Below are 16,976 nucleotides of genomic sequence, written 5' to 3'. Positions count from 1 at the left end.
AACAGCAAGAAAACAAGACCGAAGAAAAGTACCAAGAAAATCTGGTTAAATGGTCACTTGTGTAGTGGCCATTTTGCTATTTGAAGGAGGCTGGGAGATTACAAGTGTTGAGTTTAGTAATGAAGATCTTAAGAAAACCGAAAATAGAAGATATCGTATGTAACATACAAAACAATGAAGAAGACAAAGAAGCGTTTATCGTACAGTATCAGCCTTTTATTAGAAAATCAATCTCATCTGTCTGCCGTCGATATATTACAGAACAGGATGATGAATATAGCATTGGATTGTTTGCTTTTAACGAAGCAATTGAACAGTATTCCTATACAAAAGGAAAATCCTTTTTAGCGTTTGCTGATCTTCTTATAAAAAGAGATGTAATTGACTATATACGTAAGGAGTCTAAACATAACTTTGTCTTTTTAAAAGAAGATGAGCAAGAGGAAATGTTAGAAATGCAAGTGTCGCTTACGGAGTATATGAAAGAGATGGAAAATAGTAACCGTAAGGAGGAAATTCTTCATTTTCAAAGTGTGCTAGCTGAGTTTAAAATCACATTCTCAGAGCTTGCTAAAGAATCTCCTAAGCATCGTGATACACGTGAGCACTTAATAGAAATTGTGAAAATAATTATAAAAGAAGAGGAAATGATGGAAGAGCTGTTCCGAAAGAAAAAGTTACCGCTTAAACAGATTGAACCGCGTGTTAGGGTAAGTCGTAAAACGTTGGAACGACATAGAAAATACATTATTGCAATGTGTATTATTTTTGCAAACAACTATACATATATTCTGGATTACATAAGAGGGGAAAAGCATGATGAATAAAGGAATTGTGATGGATATAAAAAAGCATAGCGTAGTTGTTTTAACACCAAATGGAGAGTTTATTACGTGTAAAAGAAAAGGGGATTCTTGCATAATCGGGGAGGAAATCTCGTTTGATGAGCAAGAACAAAAAGCATCGCATTTTTCGATTCCTTCCTTTTTAAAGCCTGCATCAATACTTGTTGCTTGTTTTCTATTTGCAGTGCTGTTTTTCTACAACCAACCAGAAGAAAAAGTATTTGCTTACGTCTCAGTTGATATAAATCCAAGTTTAGAGGTGAGCGTAACAAAGGATTTTCGTGTTATAGATTTGCAGGCTTGTAATGATGATGGAAGGCGTATTTTAAAAGAATTGAAGCAATGGGAAAATAAACAATTACAAGAAGTAATACGCACTATTATAAAGCAAAGTCAAGAGGATAAGTATTTAACGAATGATAAGCAAGTTATGCTAACAGCTGTTGCAAAGGACAAGGCACTAGAACCACTTTTGGAAAAGGCAATGAAAGAATTAAAGAAAGAATATGAGCTAAAACATATTACAGTTGAATATCAAAGTAGCACAATGCAAATACGAGAGAATGCTAGAAAAGCTGGAATTGGCACAGGTGTTTATATAAAGCAAGAGAATGAGAAGAACAAATCACTTACGCCTCCTGTCACCCCGTCTAATCCGGTGGAAAACGAAGAAGAGGTGCAATCACACCCGGAGTCATCTCCTGATGCAACACTCGATTTGTCTCCTGTAAAAGAAAAAAAATATGAAAAGCAAGAGCAGAAAGAACAAAAGAAAACAGAGGAACAGCCATCGAAGCAAATAAAAGAAAACAATGGAAGAGGATCTCAGCAAGAAAATAGAGGGAATCAACAGGAGAATAACAGTAGAGAAGCTCAACAAGGAAATAATGGGAATCAGCAAGGGAACAACGGAAGAGGATCTCAACAAGGGAATAATGGAAATGGGCAAGGGAACAACGGAAGAGGATCTCAACAAGGAAATAATGGAAATGGGCAAGGGAACAACGGAAGAGGATCTCAACAGGGAAATAACGGAAACGAGCAAGGGAACAATGGAAGAGGATCTCAACAAGGAAATAATGGAAATGAGCAAGAGAACAATGGAAGAGGGTCTCAACAAGGGAATAATGGAAATGGGCAAGGGAACAATGGAAGAAATCCTCAACAAGGAAATAATGGGAATCAGCAAGGGAACAATGGAAGAGGATCTCAACAAGGGAATAATGGAAATGGGCAAGGGAACAATGGAAGAGGATCCCAGAAAGAAAATGACGGAAACGAGCAAGGGAACAATGGTAGGGGGTCTCAACAAGAAAATAGAGGCCACCAGCAAGGGAATGAAAAGAAGAATCAATAGAATATGGAAGTGAGAGATTCACTTCAAAGCTAAAAGGATTTATTCCGCTATTTGCTGGGCAGCCCGATTGGTGAGGGCTGATGATTAGTGGGGGGGGAACAAAACCCCCACTGATTAAAGTTGCACTTTAATATTCTATAGTTCTATTAAGAAGGAGTATGTGAAAAATATAATGGAGAAAAACATTCAACAAGAGAAAGATAAAGAAAAACCTGTTTTTTATGATCCGAAAGGAAGGAGAAACATAGCCTTTATTTGGTTTCTATGTATCTCAATAGTTAGTGTAAGTGTTGTATTTTATTTTTTCTTTCAAAGTATTTTTTCAACACCAGAAATTCCAAATATGAATACCGCTGTACAACAAGATACTAAACTTGTACCAATTAATCAAAAACTTAGTGATCAGCAGTTAAAGGAGGAAGCATTTAACCCAAATACCGAAACGAAGGATAATAAAAATTTGGTGAATCCGCCGAAGGATAGTAAACATCCTAAAGAAGTGTATGGTTTTTATGTAAACTGGGATGAAAATAGTACCGCTTCTTTAAAAGAAAATATTGATTCATTAACTACGTTAGTACCAGAGTGGTATCATTTAAAAGCAGATTTAACGATTAGAAGTGAGATAAAACCTGAGATAGTAAAGTTGGCAGAAAAAAATCAAGTGAAGATTATGCCTTTGCTTACTAACTATACTGAGGAAGCTTCTGGTCCTGATAGTGGGCTAATTCATAAGTTACTGAGTTCCTCAAACGATGTAAAGACAAAGTTTATTAATGATTTAGTAAGCCAAGTTAAAAAAAATCAGTTTTCAGGTATTAATATTGACTTTGAGGCCGTACCTGAAAGTGATAGAGAAAACTTAACAAATTTTATGAAAGAACTTACTAAGGAATTTCATGAACATGATTTGCTCGTTACACAAGATGTTCCAGCTAATGATAAGGCTTTTGATTATAGTGCGTTAGCAAAAATAATAGATCGAATGATTGTAATGATGTACGATGAGCACTATGGAGCGGGGGAACCAGGACCAATTGCTTCAAATAAATGGTTCCAACATACATTAAAAGAACTGAATATTCCGTCTAATAAACTTATAGTTGCTTTCGGTAACTATGGATATGATTGGGAAGTAAATAGTAAAGAAGCTGCAAAGTCTATGACTTTCTCAGAAGTTATGGCAATGGCTCATGATTCAAATATAAAAATTCAATGGGATAAGGTGAGTGGAAATCCGTATTTTAGATATAAAACAGGAGAGAAAGAACATACTGCTTGGTTCTTAGACGGTGTTACTCTTTATAATCAAGTGAAAATCGCAATGGACAATCATGCAAAGGGGTTTGCGCTATGGAGATTAGGAGCAGAAGATCCTACAATATGGAAAGTTTTAAAAAATCCTATTGAGGTACAAAAAAATCCTAATGTATTACATAAAATCAGTAGTTTAGATGAAGTGAATTATTCTGGACAAGGTGAAATTTTACAGATTGAGAATGAAAGAAAAAATGGATTGAGAGATTTTAAAGTAGGCAAAGATGATTATATTACAGATGAAGTATATCAATCCTTACCATCTGCATATGAAGTGCAACGATATGGAAAACCAAATGGGAAACAAGTAGTATTAACATTTGATGATGGACCAGACCCGAAATATACGCCAGAAATATTAGATATATTAAAAGAGAATCAAATAAAAGCTGCTTTTTTTGTACTTGGTGAAAACGCGCAACTAAATACTAGTATTGTAAAAAGAATATACGATGAAGGGCATGAAATTGGCAATCATACTTTCAAGCATCCTAACATAGCAGATACGTCTTTACTACGAACGAAAGTAGAACTTAATACGACGCAACGTTTAATTCAGGAAGTAACTGGACATTCTACGGTTTTATTTAGACCGCCATATGAAGCGGATGCTAACCCGGATTCATCAAATGAAATATTGCCTATTTTACGTGCACAAAATATGAACTATACAATGGTAGCGGAAAAAGTTGATCCCGAAGACTGGGCAATACCATCAACAAATGAATTAGTAAAGCGTGCTCTTAATCCCATTTATAAGGGAGAGGGAAATATTATTCTTCTCCATGATGCGGGAGGGAACCGTACACATACAGTAGAGGCGCTCCCAATTATTATTAAAGACCTAAAAAAGCATGGATATAGTTTTGTAACAATTTCAGATTTAATGAATAAAGAACGAGATGAAATCATGCCTCCTGTTTCTTCTGAGGGGAAGCAATATTTGCTTTACAATAAAGCTGTCTTTTCAGGGGCAGGATACTTTAAGCATATATTAACAACTATTTTTTATATTGCTATTGGATTAGGGATTTTTCGATTTTTATTCTTAATTTATTTTGCATGGAAGCAGAAAAGAAAAACGTTATCTCGCTATATTAATTCGTCCTATCAACCTTTTGTTAGTGTTGTCATAGCAGCATATAATGAAGAAAAGGTGATAGCCAAGACAATTCACTCAATTTTGGATAGTAATTATAGAGAATTTGAAGTTATTGTTGTGGATGACGGATCGACAGATGGTACGTCAAAAGTAATGAAAGAAACATTTTATAAACACCCTAAAGTTCGTTTCATTCAGAAAGAAAACGGCGGGAAATCATCGGCAATGAACCTAGGGTTTCAACAATCGCGAGGAGAAATCATTGTCACTTTAGATGCGGATACTATTATTGCGCAAGACGCCATTTCTCTAATGGTTAGACACTTTGAAAATCAGAATGTAGCTGCAGTTTCAGGTAATGTCAAAGTGGGGAATAGACGGAATTTGTTAACTACTTGGCAACATGTTGAGTACATTACAGGGTTTAATTTAGAACGTAGAGCTTTTGATGAGTTAAATTGTATTACAGTAGTTCCAGGAGCTATTGGGGCGTGGCGCAAAAAGAATGTAGTTGAATCTGGATATTTAAGCGAAGATACGTTAGCAGAAGATACGGATCTTACTATTACATTTTTACGTCAAGGGCATAGAATTGTATATGAAGAAAAAGCGCATGCTTTTACGGAATCACCTGAAGATGTGAAAAGTCTCATTAAACAGCGGTATCGTTGGTCATATGGTACACTTCAATGTCTTTGGAAACATCGAAAAGCGTTATGTAATCCAAAGCATAAAACATTAGGATTTATTGCACTGCCTAATATGTGGTTATTCCAATATGTGCTGCAATTCATTGCTCCTTTTGCAGATATATTAATGATTATAGGACTATTTAGTAGTAATCCGCTAAAAGTTTTAGGATTTTATCTTGTTTTCTTTTTAATGGATCTTCTCGCTTCTCTGTTCGCATTTAAATTAGAGGAAGAGAATCCAAAACCATTGGCATGGTTAATTTTACAACGTTTTATTTATCGCCAATTTATGACTTATGTTGTCATTAAATCTATATTCTCATCGCTTCGAGGAGTAGCGGTAGGGTGGAATAAACTAAAGAGACTGGGGAGTGTTAAACATTCCACGGAACATAAGGAGGCATCATAAAAGAGCAGACTATCTGCTCTTTTTTTCATTGGTTTTAGTTAGTTGAATGTAGAGTTGTAGTATAAAAACTGCTGCTTCTATAATGAGATTCCTATTCATCATTAATGGTGAGACATTATGTTAAGCTAATCCTTTAGTTTCGGATTAAAGTTTTTTTATATTTTTTTAAAATGACGGACACAAAAACGCATATACCTCCGAATTATATATATGGATAACATAAATATGTATATAAAAGGGGAGAAATAAGATGAAAGAAAAAAAAGAAATGTTTCAAGAAATCGCTGAGGTGTTAAAGGTATTGGCGCATCCAGTTCGTCTATCTTTAGTAAAAATAATGCTTGCAAAAGGTCCTACTAATGTAACAACAATGTATGGGGATTTACAAATGCCTCAAAGTACAATTAGTCAACATTTATCTAAACTAAAAGCTGCTAAAATGGTTACAGGTACTCGGAAAGGATTAGAAATTTATTATGAGGTAACTGACAATCGCACAAAATCAATATTAGCATGTTTAGTTTAAATGATGATTTCTATTTCAAAATAAAAAGCGCTATTCTTTTCTATGATTTTACAGAGAGAATAGCGTTTTTTATTTTTAAGGAGTATCTTTTTATTAGCTTGATGGTGAAAGGGTATTATCTCTAAAATACAAAAATATTGATTTCGCTTTTATTCTTTCTCAGGGGTTTGAGCTCAAAAGGTCGACTATCACTTTGTTTCCAATGAACTGGACAGTGGAAGAACTTATATTTTTGAATAGAGGGCATTCTATGTTTTTGATATATTAATAGTTGGGGAACAGAAATAAGGGGGATATAGAAATGGAATTATTTGATTACTATAAGCGAAAAGGAAAGATGAAACTGTTAATTGGGACGGGTATTTTTATTCTTGCTTTATGCGCTGTATATGAAGATTGGGGACATATTAATTGGGGGCAGTTTATATTTTTTGTTATCGCTGCTTCTATCTTTTTGGGAATTGGATTTTGGCAGTTAAGAAAAGGAAAGTTGATACAAAAGAATATGATAAAAAGTAATGCAACATTTTGGGATGTTGATACTTTAGTTGTATTAGAATTACCAAAACGAAACAAGCAATTTGGTTTATATCATCCTGATGGTAAGTATATAGCAGGAACAAAGATGGTTTCATCAAATATTCTTTTTTCAGTAATACCTTTTTTACATAATAAAGATGTTTACGGATTAGAAACGAGTAGCGGGGAAATTCTAGCTTATTTTCATACTGAAGTGGACGGATATGATTGGGTAATTTATGACTCGAATTATAACCAAATTGGTATGTTTAAAGAAAAAATGATACAAGGATTTACTATGATACGAGGTACTTTGATGACAGATAAAGCCACAAAATTGTCAGATGTAGAAGTTGAGTTTGATTTTATTCAAAGTACTCTCCGTACAATAGACGGACGTACATTAGCAATTGGTAAGCAGGGATATATGCCTATAGAATGGAGTGAAAGGTTTATGGGTTTAAATGTACCTACTATTACCTTAGGTTCTAATGTGTCTAATAATGAAAAAATTCTCGGTTTAGGGGTGCTTCTTTATAGCTTACGTACAATTGAGATTAGAAAAAGTAGAGCGAGCGTTTAATAAGGCGGAAGTAGTGTTTATATGCGAAACTTTATAGAAATCTCATTTTTCTAATTGTATCTTTTTAGATTGATGGATGTGGGGTCACGTCCATCAATCTAAGAAAACAAGTTAGCTAAAAAATGATGAAAATAAACTTTATAGAAATAAAAAATATGAACGTAGAGGATGAAACAAAGTATATAGTGCTTTTTTAGTCATGTAATCTTTTAATCTGATGATCTTTTCCCCATTCAAACAGATTATCCATTATTTGCATTAAAGATTTTCCGTATTCACTTAGTGTGTACTCAACCTTTGGTGGAACTTCTTGATATACGGTACGATAGATAATCCCATCAGCTTCAAGTTGCCGAAGTTGTTGTGTAAGAACCTTTTGTGTAATGTTTGGGATTTCTCGTTTAATTTCATTTGTTCGCATTTTTCCATCTGACAAAATACATAAAATATGAACTTTCCATTTTCCACCGATTACATCGAGTGTTGTTGCAATTGGGCAATTATCATTTTGATTCATATAACACCTCCACAGGTACTTTAAGGTTCCTATAGCACTTTAAAGTACGTACTTTTCAATTATATGTGACTCATTCATACTAATACGTAAAGGGTTGAATAATTTATAAAGGGGATGAAAAAAGATGAAAACACTTGTAATTGTAGCACATCCTGATATTGAAAAATCAAAAATTAATAAAAGATGGATTGAAGAACTTGAGAAATATTCGGATGAAATTACGGTGCATGAATTGTATAAAGTGGCACCGAATTGGGAGTTTAATATTGAAGAAGAGCAAAAGTTATTAGTAGAACATGACAGATATATATTTCAATTTCCGCTTTACTGGTACAGCTCACCACCATTATTAAAAAAATGGTTCGATGATGTATTAACATATGGATTTGCGTACGGATCTAAAGGAGATAAAGTGAAGGGGAAAGAATTTGGTGTAGCTATTTCTATAGGTGGATTAGAAAAAGACTATGAAAATAGTGGAATTACAATGGATGAGTTGACGAAACCATTCCAAGCTACATGCTTATACACAGGTATGGAATTTATACCTTCCTTTTATTTATATGGTGCAGAATATAAACTAAGCGATGAAGAGATTGATAAAAGTGCACCTGAGTATGTGCAATATGTGATGAACAAGAAGTATTCTAATATATAATGGGAAATATCCATTTACTTGTAAAGTAAATGGATATTTTATATTCTTCTTATATTCACTAAGTGTAATCTTTAGTAAATTAATAGTTAATCTGGTAAAATAAAAAACCTAACATATATAAAGGGGAGTTTTACTTGAGAACGATGCGACAATTATTACAAAAGAGAGCAATGCAATCACCAAATTTGGAAGCGCTTGTAGGGGGGAAGAAAAGATATTCGTTTCAGCAATATAATGAACGAGTAAATCAGTTTGCACATTATTTGTTACATAATGGTGTGCAAAGAGGAGATCGTATAGGAATACTATGCAAAAATAATCACCCATTTCCAAGCGTTATGATGGCAAGTTTAAAAATTGGAGCGGTATTTATTCCGCTAAATCATCAGCTGACTGTTTATGAATTAGAAACGATTGTAAAAGAAGCGAAATTAAAAGTGTTAGTTATTGATGAAGAATTTAATGAAGTGTTATTAAAGGTTGATGCTGTTAAAGAAATTCCTTATGTAATTCAAACAACAAAAGAAGACTTTGGTTCATTTGAATTAGAGTTGCAAAAACAGCCAACGACAGAACCGAACGTAGAAGTTCATGAAGAAGACGATGCTATTTACTTGTTTACATCAGGAACGACTGGACAGGCAAAAGCATGTGTAATTGGACATAAAAACTTACATCATTATTTTGCTGAAATTGCGGGACAAAGAGAAATCCCAGCAGGTGAACGCTTTTTATCTGTGCATCCATTGTTTCATATGAGTGGCGTGCTTTCTATTTTAAATTGTATTTATCATGGCGTTACGATGATCTTCTTAGCTGATTCGAATCCTGCTCTTATTTGGGATAAGATTGAAGAAGAGAAAATTACTACGATGCTTGCTTTCCCAGCCGTTTATAGTTACATGCTTGATGAACTAAATAAAAAAGAACGTAACATTTCAACCTTTAAAGTAGCACAAAGCGGTGGTACAAAAGTGCCAGAAACACTCATTCAAAAATATATGGAAAAAGGCATATATATGGTGCAAGGCTATGGTAGTACAGAAGGTTGGGTTGTAACCTCATGGCATCCAATGATGGGAAAAGAAAAGATGTCTTCTGTAGGAAAGACCTTGAAAAATGTAGAGGTGAAAATTGTTCATCCGGAAACAGGACATGAACTAACAACAAATGAAGTTGGAGAGATTCATGTGAAAAGTCCATACATGTTTAAAGGATATTGGAATAATGAAAAGGCGACAAAGAAGGTAGTAAAAGATAACTGGTTTAACATGGGTGATGCTGGCATGATAGATGATGATGGATTCCTGCATATTATGGGAAGATATAAAGACGTTATTATACGCGGTGGTGACAACGTATATCCAGATCAAGTAGAAGATGTTATTCATGAAATACATGGTGTTTTAGAAGTTGCAGTAGTTGGAGTTCCAGATGACTTTTGGGGAGAGGTTCCAAGAGCTTACATTGTGAAGGATGGCGAAACAACATTAACAGAAGAAAGTATTCTTCAGTATTGTAAAGAGAAATTAGCAAGCTATAAAATACCAGAAGTAGTATTCATAGATGAGTTACCGAAAAACGCTTTAGGAAAAGTGTTGAAGAGGGAATTACGAGATGCAGTTCTTGTGAAATAGAAAATTATGAAACGATGGAGAACCCAGTTATGTATAAAGCATGACTGGGTTTTTATGTATCAAAAACATAATGATTTACTAGATTTTGTATTTTGTGTAAGATAATAAAGAAAATTCAATTAATATTTCGAGGGATGAAATTAAATGAAGCTATCGTTATTAGAAGTAGAGACGGATAGACTCATTATCCGCCCATTTCAAAAAGCTGATTATGAAAGTTGGTTAGATCGATTTTCTTATTGATTATAAAAATAAAGAAATGGACAAATAAGGGGAAAAGAAAATGAAGACTATAAACGTATTTCATTACGACGCATTTACGAATAAACCAAATAAGGGAAATCCAGCAGGTATTGTATTAGAAGCAGATGGATTAACGGAAGAGGAAATGCAAATTATTGCTGAAAAAGTTGGATATAACGAAACAACTTTTGTTCTTTCCTCAGAAGTAGGAGATATAAGAATGCGCTATTTTACACCTGGTTTTGAAATGGATTTATGTGGTCATGGGACAGTAGGGTCGATATTTGCCTTGCGCGAAAAAGGTTTATTAGAAGAGAAAAGTAACCTTACGATTGAAACGAAGGCTGGGATTTTACCGATACAAATAGGTGTAAATGAAAATGGAGAAACCTTTATTAAAATGAGACAGGCAGCACCTCAGTTTAAAGAATTTACAGGTTCAACAGAAGAATTAGCTCATAGTATCGGTTTAGAAATAAATGATTTAGATGTAAGTTTACCGATTGTATATGGAAGTACTGGTAATTGGACTGTAATTGTACCGATTAAAAATCTTAATGCATGTGAGAGAATGAAACCTAATAATGCTGCATTTCCATCAGTATTAAAAGAAATACCTAATGCTTCTATTCACCCAATTTGTCTAGAAACTTATGATGAACTAGCACAAATGCACGGCCGTCATTTTTCATCAGCTTACGCTGGGACGATTGAAGATCCAGTGACAGGAACAGCTTCAGGTGTAATGGGAGCGTATTATGCGGAGTATTTAGAGAAAGGTTTTGAACATGAATTGAGTTTAATCGTTGAGCAAGGACAGGAAATAAATAAAGATGGTCGTGTAACTGTTTATGTAACGAAAGGGATAGAAAACGAGAAGTTACAAATAGATATTGCTGGAACAGCGGTGTATGTGAAAGAGTTTGAAGTTTCAATATAAAGTGAAACTTTAATCAGTGGGGGTCTTACTGCCCGGTGAATAGCGGGATAAAAAGAAAGCCCGGAATACATCCGGACTTTCATTATCTGTTCAATACTTCAATGTACGAAGCATTTCCAGTTGTTCTTAAAGCGGAGCGGAAATTATTATTTTCTAACGCCTTAGCAACTTGTTGTAACTGCTGTGCATCATCATGATGAATAAGTAAGCTGTCAGCACCGCTTTCCTCTATATGAATGTGTTCGACATTTCCGATTGCATCATGTACAGCTTTTAAAAATTCAGGTTTCATATTGTCCTCCTATATGTATGTAACGTTGTAATTTAGTATTTCCTTATTTATGAAATATAAAAGTAAATGAAAGGAGAAATAAAAATGAATATAAAGCAATTTAATGAACATATAACATCACTATTTGGAGAGCATCTTCATAAATATGGCGATGATGAATATGGTTTTACTTATATAAGTAAAGATGAATTTCACAAAATCGGTTACACAACAAATTTAACGTTAGAAACTATTGAAGAAGCGTATCGAAATGGAGTCGATATGATAGTTACACATCATGCGCCGTGGAGTTTTTTATTTGGTATGGAAGAGGCATGTATTGAGAAATTGAAGCAATATGAAATGAATCATTTTTGGATTCATTTGCCGTTAGATTTTGTAAAGTTTGGCACGTGTACATCGTTATTTAACGAAATTAGGATAGATACAATACTGGAATATTCAACCTATGAGGAAGAAGAACTACCAGGAATAGGAGAATATAAAGAAGCCATTCCTTTTTCAAACTTAGTTGGAAAACTTGAAGAAAAAATGGAAGAGAAAGTGAAGAGCTGGAGAAATCACGATAAACCAGTAAAACGGATTGCAATCTTAACCGGTGCAGGAAATAATACAAATTTGATTGAACGTGCATTAAAAAAAGGATGTGACACGTACATAACAGGTGAAAAAACATTATATACAGTGCAACATGCGAAATTTAAAGGAATTAATTTAATTGTAGGTAGTCATACGTTTACAGAAGTGTTTGGTGTAGAAAGTTTGGCTCATAAATTACAAGACAGAGACCCTGCAATAGAAATTATTAGAGTATATGAAGAGCATTTAGAGTGATAAAATCACGTTATCATAAATGGAATATTGAAGAAAGTCATTGTAATAAAATAAAATTGTTGTTTGTTATATCAGGGCGATTGAAAGGATTTTACTTTTGTTTGTCAAATGATAGTAAAGTTGTCTTTTGAATTAAGGAAATATTCGGAGTTGAAGGGTGAGAGAATGGACATTTCAATAATCACTGCACAACTAGTTAAGGAAAAAGTTATTTCACATTATCCAAATAGCGTAAAAGCATTAAACGGGGGAACGACAAGTACTATATATTTGTTAGATGAACAATACGTTATAAAGTTGAATGAATCGGATGTCATACGTGAAGAAGCTTATTTTCTTCAGTTTTATAAAAAGGACGAATTATTTCCAAAGCTTTTATATAAGGAACCTTTAAATCGCTATATTGTTTACTCATTCCTTGAGGGCACAACTTCTTGCAAACTAGGCCATAAACGGAGTGTTCTTAGTAAACTTGTAAAGGAAGTTATCAATAAGTATGAAGTAGCTACAGAGGTTGATGGCTGGGGATGGAAAGAAAGCCCAGTTCAATCTTGGAATGAATTTTTAACGACAAATGTGATGGAAGCTCATGAAAATGTAAGACGTTACATAAGTGAGGAAGAGTATAGAACGGTTTTTAAGTTAGCAAATAGTCCAAGTAGGGGGACTGGAATAAATCAGCCATTTTTATTGCATGGTGATCTTGGATTTCATAATTTTATATTTCAAGAGAATAAACTGCACGGTGTAATTGATCCTTTACCAGTGTTAGGAGATCCTATATATGATTTAATTTATGCGTTCTGTTCAACTCCGGAAGATTTAACAAAAGAAACGATTGGTTATGCGATGAAACAATGTGTATTTCATAAAAATGACCGTGATTTATATGAAGAAATAGTCATAGGATTATATTTGCGTATAGATACATGTTTACGGCGCCACCCGAAAGATTTAGAAGATTATTTAGAAGCTTGGCGTTATTGGATGGGTGAGGTTGAGGTGACTTTTTAGTACAAATATTTTGGGGGAGATAGTGAGATGAATGTTGCAGAAGCGAAAAAGGATTTACTGTAATTCCATTATCGGTTACAGTTGCCTATTTACTTACTTTTATAAGTTTATTAATTGAAAATAAAAAAGTAGATCATTATCAACAAAAATCAGCTTAATAAAAATATAGGGATAGGGGAAATTATGATGAAAAATTTCGTTTGTACAACGTGTGGCGTGCAGTATGCAGCGAGTGTAGATGAACCGGTGAGTTGTCATATTTGTGATGAAGAAAGGCAGTATGTGAATCCGAAAGGGCAGTCTTGGACGACTTTAGAAAATTTGCAAACAGATGATACATATAAAAATGAAATAATAGAAGAGGAAAATGGACTTTATAGTATTACGACAAAACCAGGATTTGCGATCGGTCAAACGGCATTTATAGTGAAAACAGAGTCATATCGTTTACTATGGGACTGTATTACGTATTTAGATGAAACGACAATTGCGAAAATAAAAGAGCTTGGTGGATTAGATGCGATTGCATTGTCTCATCCTCATTATTATTCAACGCAAGTAGAATGGGCAGAGACATTTGATGTACCAATTTATATACACGAAGATGATAAAGAATGGGTGATGCGCCCAAGTAGTCGTATTATTTATTGGTCTGGTGAGTCTTTACAATTAGCGGATGGGATTACTGTACATCGTCTTGGAGGACATTTTAGTGGTGGTTCTGTATTGCATTGGGAAGAAGGTAATGATGGAAAAGGGATTTTGTTAACAGGTGATATTATTCAAGTTGTAGCGGATGAGCGGTGGGTAAGTTTTATGTATAGCTATCCAAACTTAATTCCATTACCAGCGAGAAAAGTGGAAGAAATGGTGAACCGAGTGAAGCCGTTACAGTTTAATCGTTTATACAATGCTTTTCATCGAGTAGTAAAAGAAAATGCAGATGAGGCAGTTGAACGTTCTGCTGAAAGATATATAAAAGCAATAGAAGGAAAGTTGTTTCATACGTAAAAGGAGAGTAGCTTAATGAAAACGTTAGTATGCTTTGGAGATAGTATTACAGCTGATGAAACATTTTTTGATGGAATGCTGAGATTAACACCACGTTTGCAAGAGATGTTTCCGAAGTGGAAAGTAGTGAATGCAGGTGTTCCAGGGGATAATACATTCGATGCGTTAAATAGGATTGAAGAAGATGTAATATCATATAAACCAGATTTCGTAACAGTTTTTTTTGGTACGAATGATGCAGTTTCTTTTTCTCAAGTGTCATTACAAGCATATAAAGAAAACTTAGAGAAGATTGTGAACCATATTTCATCAGATAAAGTACTACTGATTAGTCCTGCACCAGTTGATGAAGAAAGACAGCGTAATAGAACAAATAGAGTGCTTGGTCAGTATGCAGACGTGGTGGAGAAAGTGGCGAGGGAAACAGGAAGTTATTTTCTAAACGTATTCGCTGAAATGATTCAAGAACGGGATTATAAAAGATTTGTAGAAAATGGTGAAAAAGATGGATTACACTTTGGACCAGAAGGCTATGAGTATGTAGCGAGGTTAATTGGTGAAAAGTTAAAAGGAATTTTATAAGGAGCAAAGCACTTAGTGTTTTGCTTTTTCTTGTTTTTTTGCAGTCTATAAACTTATTCACCGCTGTAATTTGCACAGATATTTTGTTTTTTTATATGCGTAAAAGGTTAGCTCTGTTTTAAAGTAATATAAATTTATTTTTAAAAATTTATATTTCGTAGTTGAAAATCAATAAAGGTGTAACTATAATGGTTACGGTGAGTTTGTTATTTTGAAATATACACATTGAATTACAAGAATGAAAGGAGTTTTTATGTAAAACAAAAAGTTATAAAAATCTATTAATTTTTATAATAAGATAAAAAGCTTTTCGGTTCATACACATTATTAAATATGTTAATTCTAATAGAAAACTAGAGGTGGAAAGATGAAAAATTTTAAAGGTATGTTGATATCATCACTTGCAATTACAACTTTTGCTGGGGTAGGTACGACATTTGTAACAAATACAGTATATGCTGCTAATGACAATTCTAGTAAAATACTAGTTCGTTCTAATAAGAGTATAAATACAACAACTAGCTCGAGATTGCCTGTATTATCAGTCAATCCTTATGATGAACCTAGATTTTCGAGACAGGGATATCTTGAAGAGGCACCTTTAGGAATTAATGCTCCTTATGCTTGGGGAATTAAAGGAGGAGATGGTCAAGGAGCAACTTTTGTAGATTTGGAAGAAGGCTGGTTATTAAATCATGAAGATTTAGTCGGTCAAAATATTGAATTTATGTCTGGAAAAATGAGTAATGATCTTTCTCATGGTACTTCAGTTCTAGGTGTTGTTTCTGCAGCTGACAATAGGATTGGGAACATTGGGATTGCACCAAAAGCAAAGGCAAAAGTAATTTCAGTGATCCGAGATAATGGGAGAATCGATGTAAGAGATGCTATTTTAAGTGCCGTAGATTCTTTACAGGCTGGAGATGTTTTATTAATAGAGGAATCCTTTAAATATGATGGATATGGAGATGACCCTTTACCAGTAGAAGTATACCCGAGTATATTTAACGCAATTCGCAAAGGTACAGATAAAGGCATTATTATTGTAGAAGCAGCTGGTAATGGTGGGATTGATTTAGATGAATTTAAAGACCGTAATGGTAAACAGATTTTAAATCGAAATAGTCCAGACTTTAAAGACTCAGGAGCTATTATAGTTGGAGCATCTACTGCAAGAGTTCCTCATAAACGTTTAGGTTTCTCTAACTATGGTAGTAGAATTGATGTATATGGTTGGGGAGAGTATGTTGACACATTAGATACATATCAAAATCAAAATAGTAAAGGACAAAAAGTTACAGATCAGAGTATAATGAATCGTTATACTTCTAATTTCCGTGGTACTTCTAGCGCTTCGCCTATAATCGCTGGGGCTGCTGTATCAATTCAAGGGATTGCTAAAGAACATTTAGGTAAGGCATATACACCAAAAGAATTGAGAGCAATTTTAAGTAATCCTAATACAGGCACAAAGTCTAATGACCCATCATCTGATAAAATAGGGGTTTTACCAGATTTAAAAGCGATTTTGTCTAACCTTGGTTTTCATAGTGATTTAACTACCAATGATTCTATGGTATTTCCAGATAACGTAGAAAAAAATGAAGGAAAAGAAAATTCAACTTTCGTATTTCCAGGTGAAGAAACAAAAAAAACAGGGGATAAAAATTCAACTGTAACATTCCCAGAAGAAGATTTAAAACAGCAAGAAAAAGAAGAGGGATTAATTGTTTTTCCTGATTAATAAAAAAATACTACCTTCCATTTGGAGGTAGTATTTTTTATTTCTTGTCATTAACAAGCAGGCATGAAATTTGTATTTGTTTATCTTTCATAATGAACTTAACCACAAAGTCGAATGTTTGACTGTTAATTAACTTTTTCGTCTCAATCAATTA

At 33.9% G+C, this 16,976-nt stretch carries 15 protein-coding genes and 2 pseudogenes; 15 read left to right on the top strand and 2 right to left on the bottom strand.

The window, feature by feature from the left end; translation table 11 throughout:
- Positions 1-104 precede the first annotated feature (104 nt).
- From sigI to HFD78_RS13835, 5 genes are all read left to right on the top strand, one after another.
- The gene (gene sigI, locus HFD78_RS13855; protein ID WP_002101143.1) at positions 105-827 is read left to right on the top strand and encodes an RNA polymerase sigma factor SigI; all 723 of its coding nucleotides are present in this window, start codon (positions 105-107) and stop codon (positions 825-827) included.
- A complete protein-coding gene (locus tag HFD78_RS13850; protein ID WP_033667174.1) occupies positions 817-2,202 on the top strand; it encodes an anti-sigma factor domain-containing protein in 1,386 nt (461 codons plus the stop codon). Before sigI ends, HFD78_RS13850 begins: the two co-directional genes overlap by 11 nt.
- Positions 2,203-2,374: 172 nt before the next feature.
- Positions 2,375-5,722, top strand: a complete 3,348-nt coding sequence (locus tag HFD78_RS13845; protein WP_000414303.1) for a trifunctional glycoside hydrolase family 18/polysaccharide deacetylase/glycosyltransferase family 2 protein — start codon at positions 2,375-2,377, stop codon at positions 5,720-5,722.
- A 250-nt stretch (positions 5,723-5,972) separates the two neighbouring features.
- On the top strand, positions 5,973-6,248 hold the full coding sequence (locus HFD78_RS13840) for an ArsR/SmtB family transcription factor (RefSeq protein WP_000660066.1): 276 nt from the start codon (positions 5,973-5,975) through the stop codon (positions 6,246-6,248).
- Positions 6,249-6,549: 301 nt separating this feature from the next.
- A complete protein-coding gene (locus HFD78_RS13835) occupies positions 6,550-7,350 on the top strand; it encodes a hypothetical protein (RefSeq protein ID WP_000418473.1) in 801 nt (266 codons plus the stop codon).
- Positions 7,351-7,543: 193 nt separating this feature from the next.
- Here the strand turns inward: HFD78_RS13835 and HFD78_RS13830 are convergent, their stop codons facing one another.
- Complete coding sequence (locus tag HFD78_RS13830) at positions 7,544-7,867, bottom strand: winged helix-turn-helix transcriptional regulator (protein ID WP_001072981.1); 324 nt, start codon at positions 7,865-7,867, stop codon at positions 7,544-7,546.
- Positions 7,868-7,991: 124 nt separating this feature from the next.
- Here HFD78_RS13830 and HFD78_RS13825 point away from each other — a divergent pair, with 124 nt between their 5' ends.
- The 4 genes and pseudogenes from HFD78_RS13825 to HFD78_RS13810 all read left to right on the top strand — a co-directional run bounded on the left by HFD78_RS13825 (position 7,992) and on the right by HFD78_RS13810 (position 11,345).
- The gene (locus tag HFD78_RS13825) at positions 7,992-8,525 is read left to right on the top strand and encodes an NAD(P)H-dependent oxidoreductase (RefSeq protein WP_000855231.1); all 534 of its coding nucleotides are present in this window, start codon (positions 7,992-7,994) and stop codon (positions 8,523-8,525) included.
- 143 nt (positions 8,526-8,668) lie between these two features.
- Complete coding sequence (locus HFD78_RS13820; protein ID WP_002061911.1) at positions 8,669-10,162, top strand: class I adenylate-forming enzyme family protein; 1,494 nt, start codon at positions 8,669-8,671, stop codon at positions 10,160-10,162.
- A gap of 144 nt (positions 10,163-10,306) precedes the next feature.
- A pseudogene (locus HFD78_RS13815) lies at positions 10,307-10,399 on the top strand (GNAT family N-acetyltransferase); the annotation flags it as partial.
- Positions 10,400-10,445: 46 nt separating this feature from the next.
- Positions 10,446-11,345, top strand: coding sequence for a PhzF family phenazine biosynthesis isomerase (locus tag HFD78_RS13810; protein ID WP_000849316.1), 900 nt, complete (start codon positions 10,446-10,448; stop codon positions 11,343-11,345).
- Between the two features lie 82 nt (positions 11,346-11,427).
- Here HFD78_RS13810 and HFD78_RS13805 read toward each other — a convergent pair whose 3' ends face one another.
- A complete protein-coding gene (locus HFD78_RS13805) occupies positions 11,428-11,637 on the bottom strand; it encodes a hypothetical protein (protein ID WP_000801651.1) in 210 nt (69 codons plus the stop codon).
- An 84-nt stretch (positions 11,638-11,721) separates the two neighbouring features.
- Here HFD78_RS13805 and HFD78_RS13800 point away from each other — a divergent pair, with 84 nt between their 5' ends.
- From HFD78_RS13800 to HFD78_RS13780, 6 genes and pseudogenes are all read left to right on the top strand, one after another.
- Positions 11,722-12,471: a Nif3-like dinuclear metal center hexameric protein gene (locus HFD78_RS13800; RefSeq protein WP_001022451.1), complete on the top strand. Its 750-nt coding sequence runs from the start codon at positions 11,722-11,724 to the stop codon at positions 12,469-12,471.
- 165 nt (positions 12,472-12,636) lie between these two features.
- Positions 12,637-13,485, top strand: coding sequence for an aminoglycoside phosphotransferase family protein (locus HFD78_RS13795; protein ID WP_097814379.1), 849 nt, complete (start codon positions 12,637-12,639; stop codon positions 13,483-13,485).
- Positions 13,486-13,526: 41 nt separating this feature from the next.
- Positions 13,527-13,643: pseudogene (locus tag HFD78_RS30085) on the top strand (DUF7010 family protein); the annotation flags it as partial.
- 25 nt (positions 13,644-13,668) lie between these two features.
- Positions 13,669-14,496, top strand: coding sequence for an MBL fold metallo-hydrolase (locus HFD78_RS13790; RefSeq protein ID WP_002196749.1), 828 nt, complete (start codon positions 13,669-13,671; stop codon positions 14,494-14,496).
- A gap of 15 nt (positions 14,497-14,511) precedes the next feature.
- Entirely contained in the window at positions 14,512-15,078 is a 567-nt protein-coding gene (locus HFD78_RS13785) for an SGNH/GDSL hydrolase family protein (protein WP_000855197.1), read from the top strand.
- Between the two features lie 367 nt (positions 15,079-15,445).
- Positions 15,446-16,822, top strand: a complete 1,377-nt coding sequence (locus HFD78_RS13780) for a S8 family peptidase (protein ID WP_002196748.1) — start codon at positions 15,446-15,448, stop codon at positions 16,820-16,822.
- Positions 16,823-16,976 lie beyond the last annotated feature (154 nt).

The sequence above is a fragment of the Bacillus sp. EKM501B genome, from assembly GCF_011800505.1.
GTDB lineage: Bacteria > Bacillota > Bacilli > Bacillales > Bacillaceae_G > Bacillus_A > Bacillus_A cereus.
The sequence above is the reverse complement of the archived record's forward strand: the minus strand, read 5'-3'. Positions and strand labels throughout refer to the sequence as shown.

Excerpts from the sequence above, each read along its gene's own strand:
- HFD78_RS13850 (WP_033667174.1), top strand. The coding sequence starts at position 817 with ATGATGAATAAAGGAATTGTGATGGATATAAAAAAGCATAGCGTAGTT.
- HFD78_RS13845 (WP_000414303.1), top strand. The coding sequence starts at position 2,375 with ATGGAGAAAAACATTCAACAAGAGAAAGATAAAGAAAAACCTGTTTTT.
- HFD78_RS13840 (WP_000660066.1), top strand. The coding sequence starts at position 5,973 with ATGAAAGAAAAAAAAGAAATGTTTCAAGAAATCGCTGAGGTGTTAAAG.
- HFD78_RS13835 (WP_000418473.1), top strand. The coding sequence starts at position 6,550 with ATGGAATTATTTGATTACTATAAGCGAAAAGGAAAGATGAAACTGTTA.
- HFD78_RS13830 (WP_001072981.1), bottom strand. The coding sequence starts at position 7,867 with ATGAATCAAAATGATAATTGCCCAATTGCAACAACACTCGATGTAATC.
- HFD78_RS13825 (WP_000855231.1), top strand. The coding sequence starts at position 7,992 with ATGAAAACACTTGTAATTGTAGCACATCCTGATATTGAAAAATCAAAA.
- HFD78_RS13820 (WP_002061911.1), top strand. The coding sequence starts at position 8,669 with ATGCGACAATTATTACAAAAGAGAGCAATGCAATCACCAAATTTGGAA.
- HFD78_RS13810 (WP_000849316.1), top strand. The coding sequence starts at position 10,446 with ATGAAGACTATAAACGTATTTCATTACGACGCATTTACGAATAAACCA.
- HFD78_RS13805 (WP_000801651.1), bottom strand. The coding sequence starts at position 11,637 with ATGAAACCTGAATTTTTAAAAGCTGTACATGATGCAATCGGAAATGTC.
- HFD78_RS13800 (WP_001022451.1), top strand. The coding sequence starts at position 11,722 with ATGAATATAAAGCAATTTAATGAACATATAACATCACTATTTGGAGAG.
- HFD78_RS13795 (WP_097814379.1), top strand. The coding sequence starts at position 12,637 with ATGGACATTTCAATAATCACTGCACAACTAGTTAAGGAAAAAGTTATT.
- HFD78_RS13790 (WP_002196749.1), top strand. The coding sequence starts at position 13,669 with ATGATGAAAAATTTCGTTTGTACAACGTGTGGCGTGCAGTATGCAGCG.
- HFD78_RS13785 (WP_000855197.1), top strand. The coding sequence starts at position 14,512 with ATGAAAACGTTAGTATGCTTTGGAGATAGTATTACAGCTGATGAAACA.
- HFD78_RS13780 (WP_002196748.1), top strand. The coding sequence starts at position 15,446 with ATGAAAAATTTTAAAGGTATGTTGATATCATCACTTGCAATTACAACT.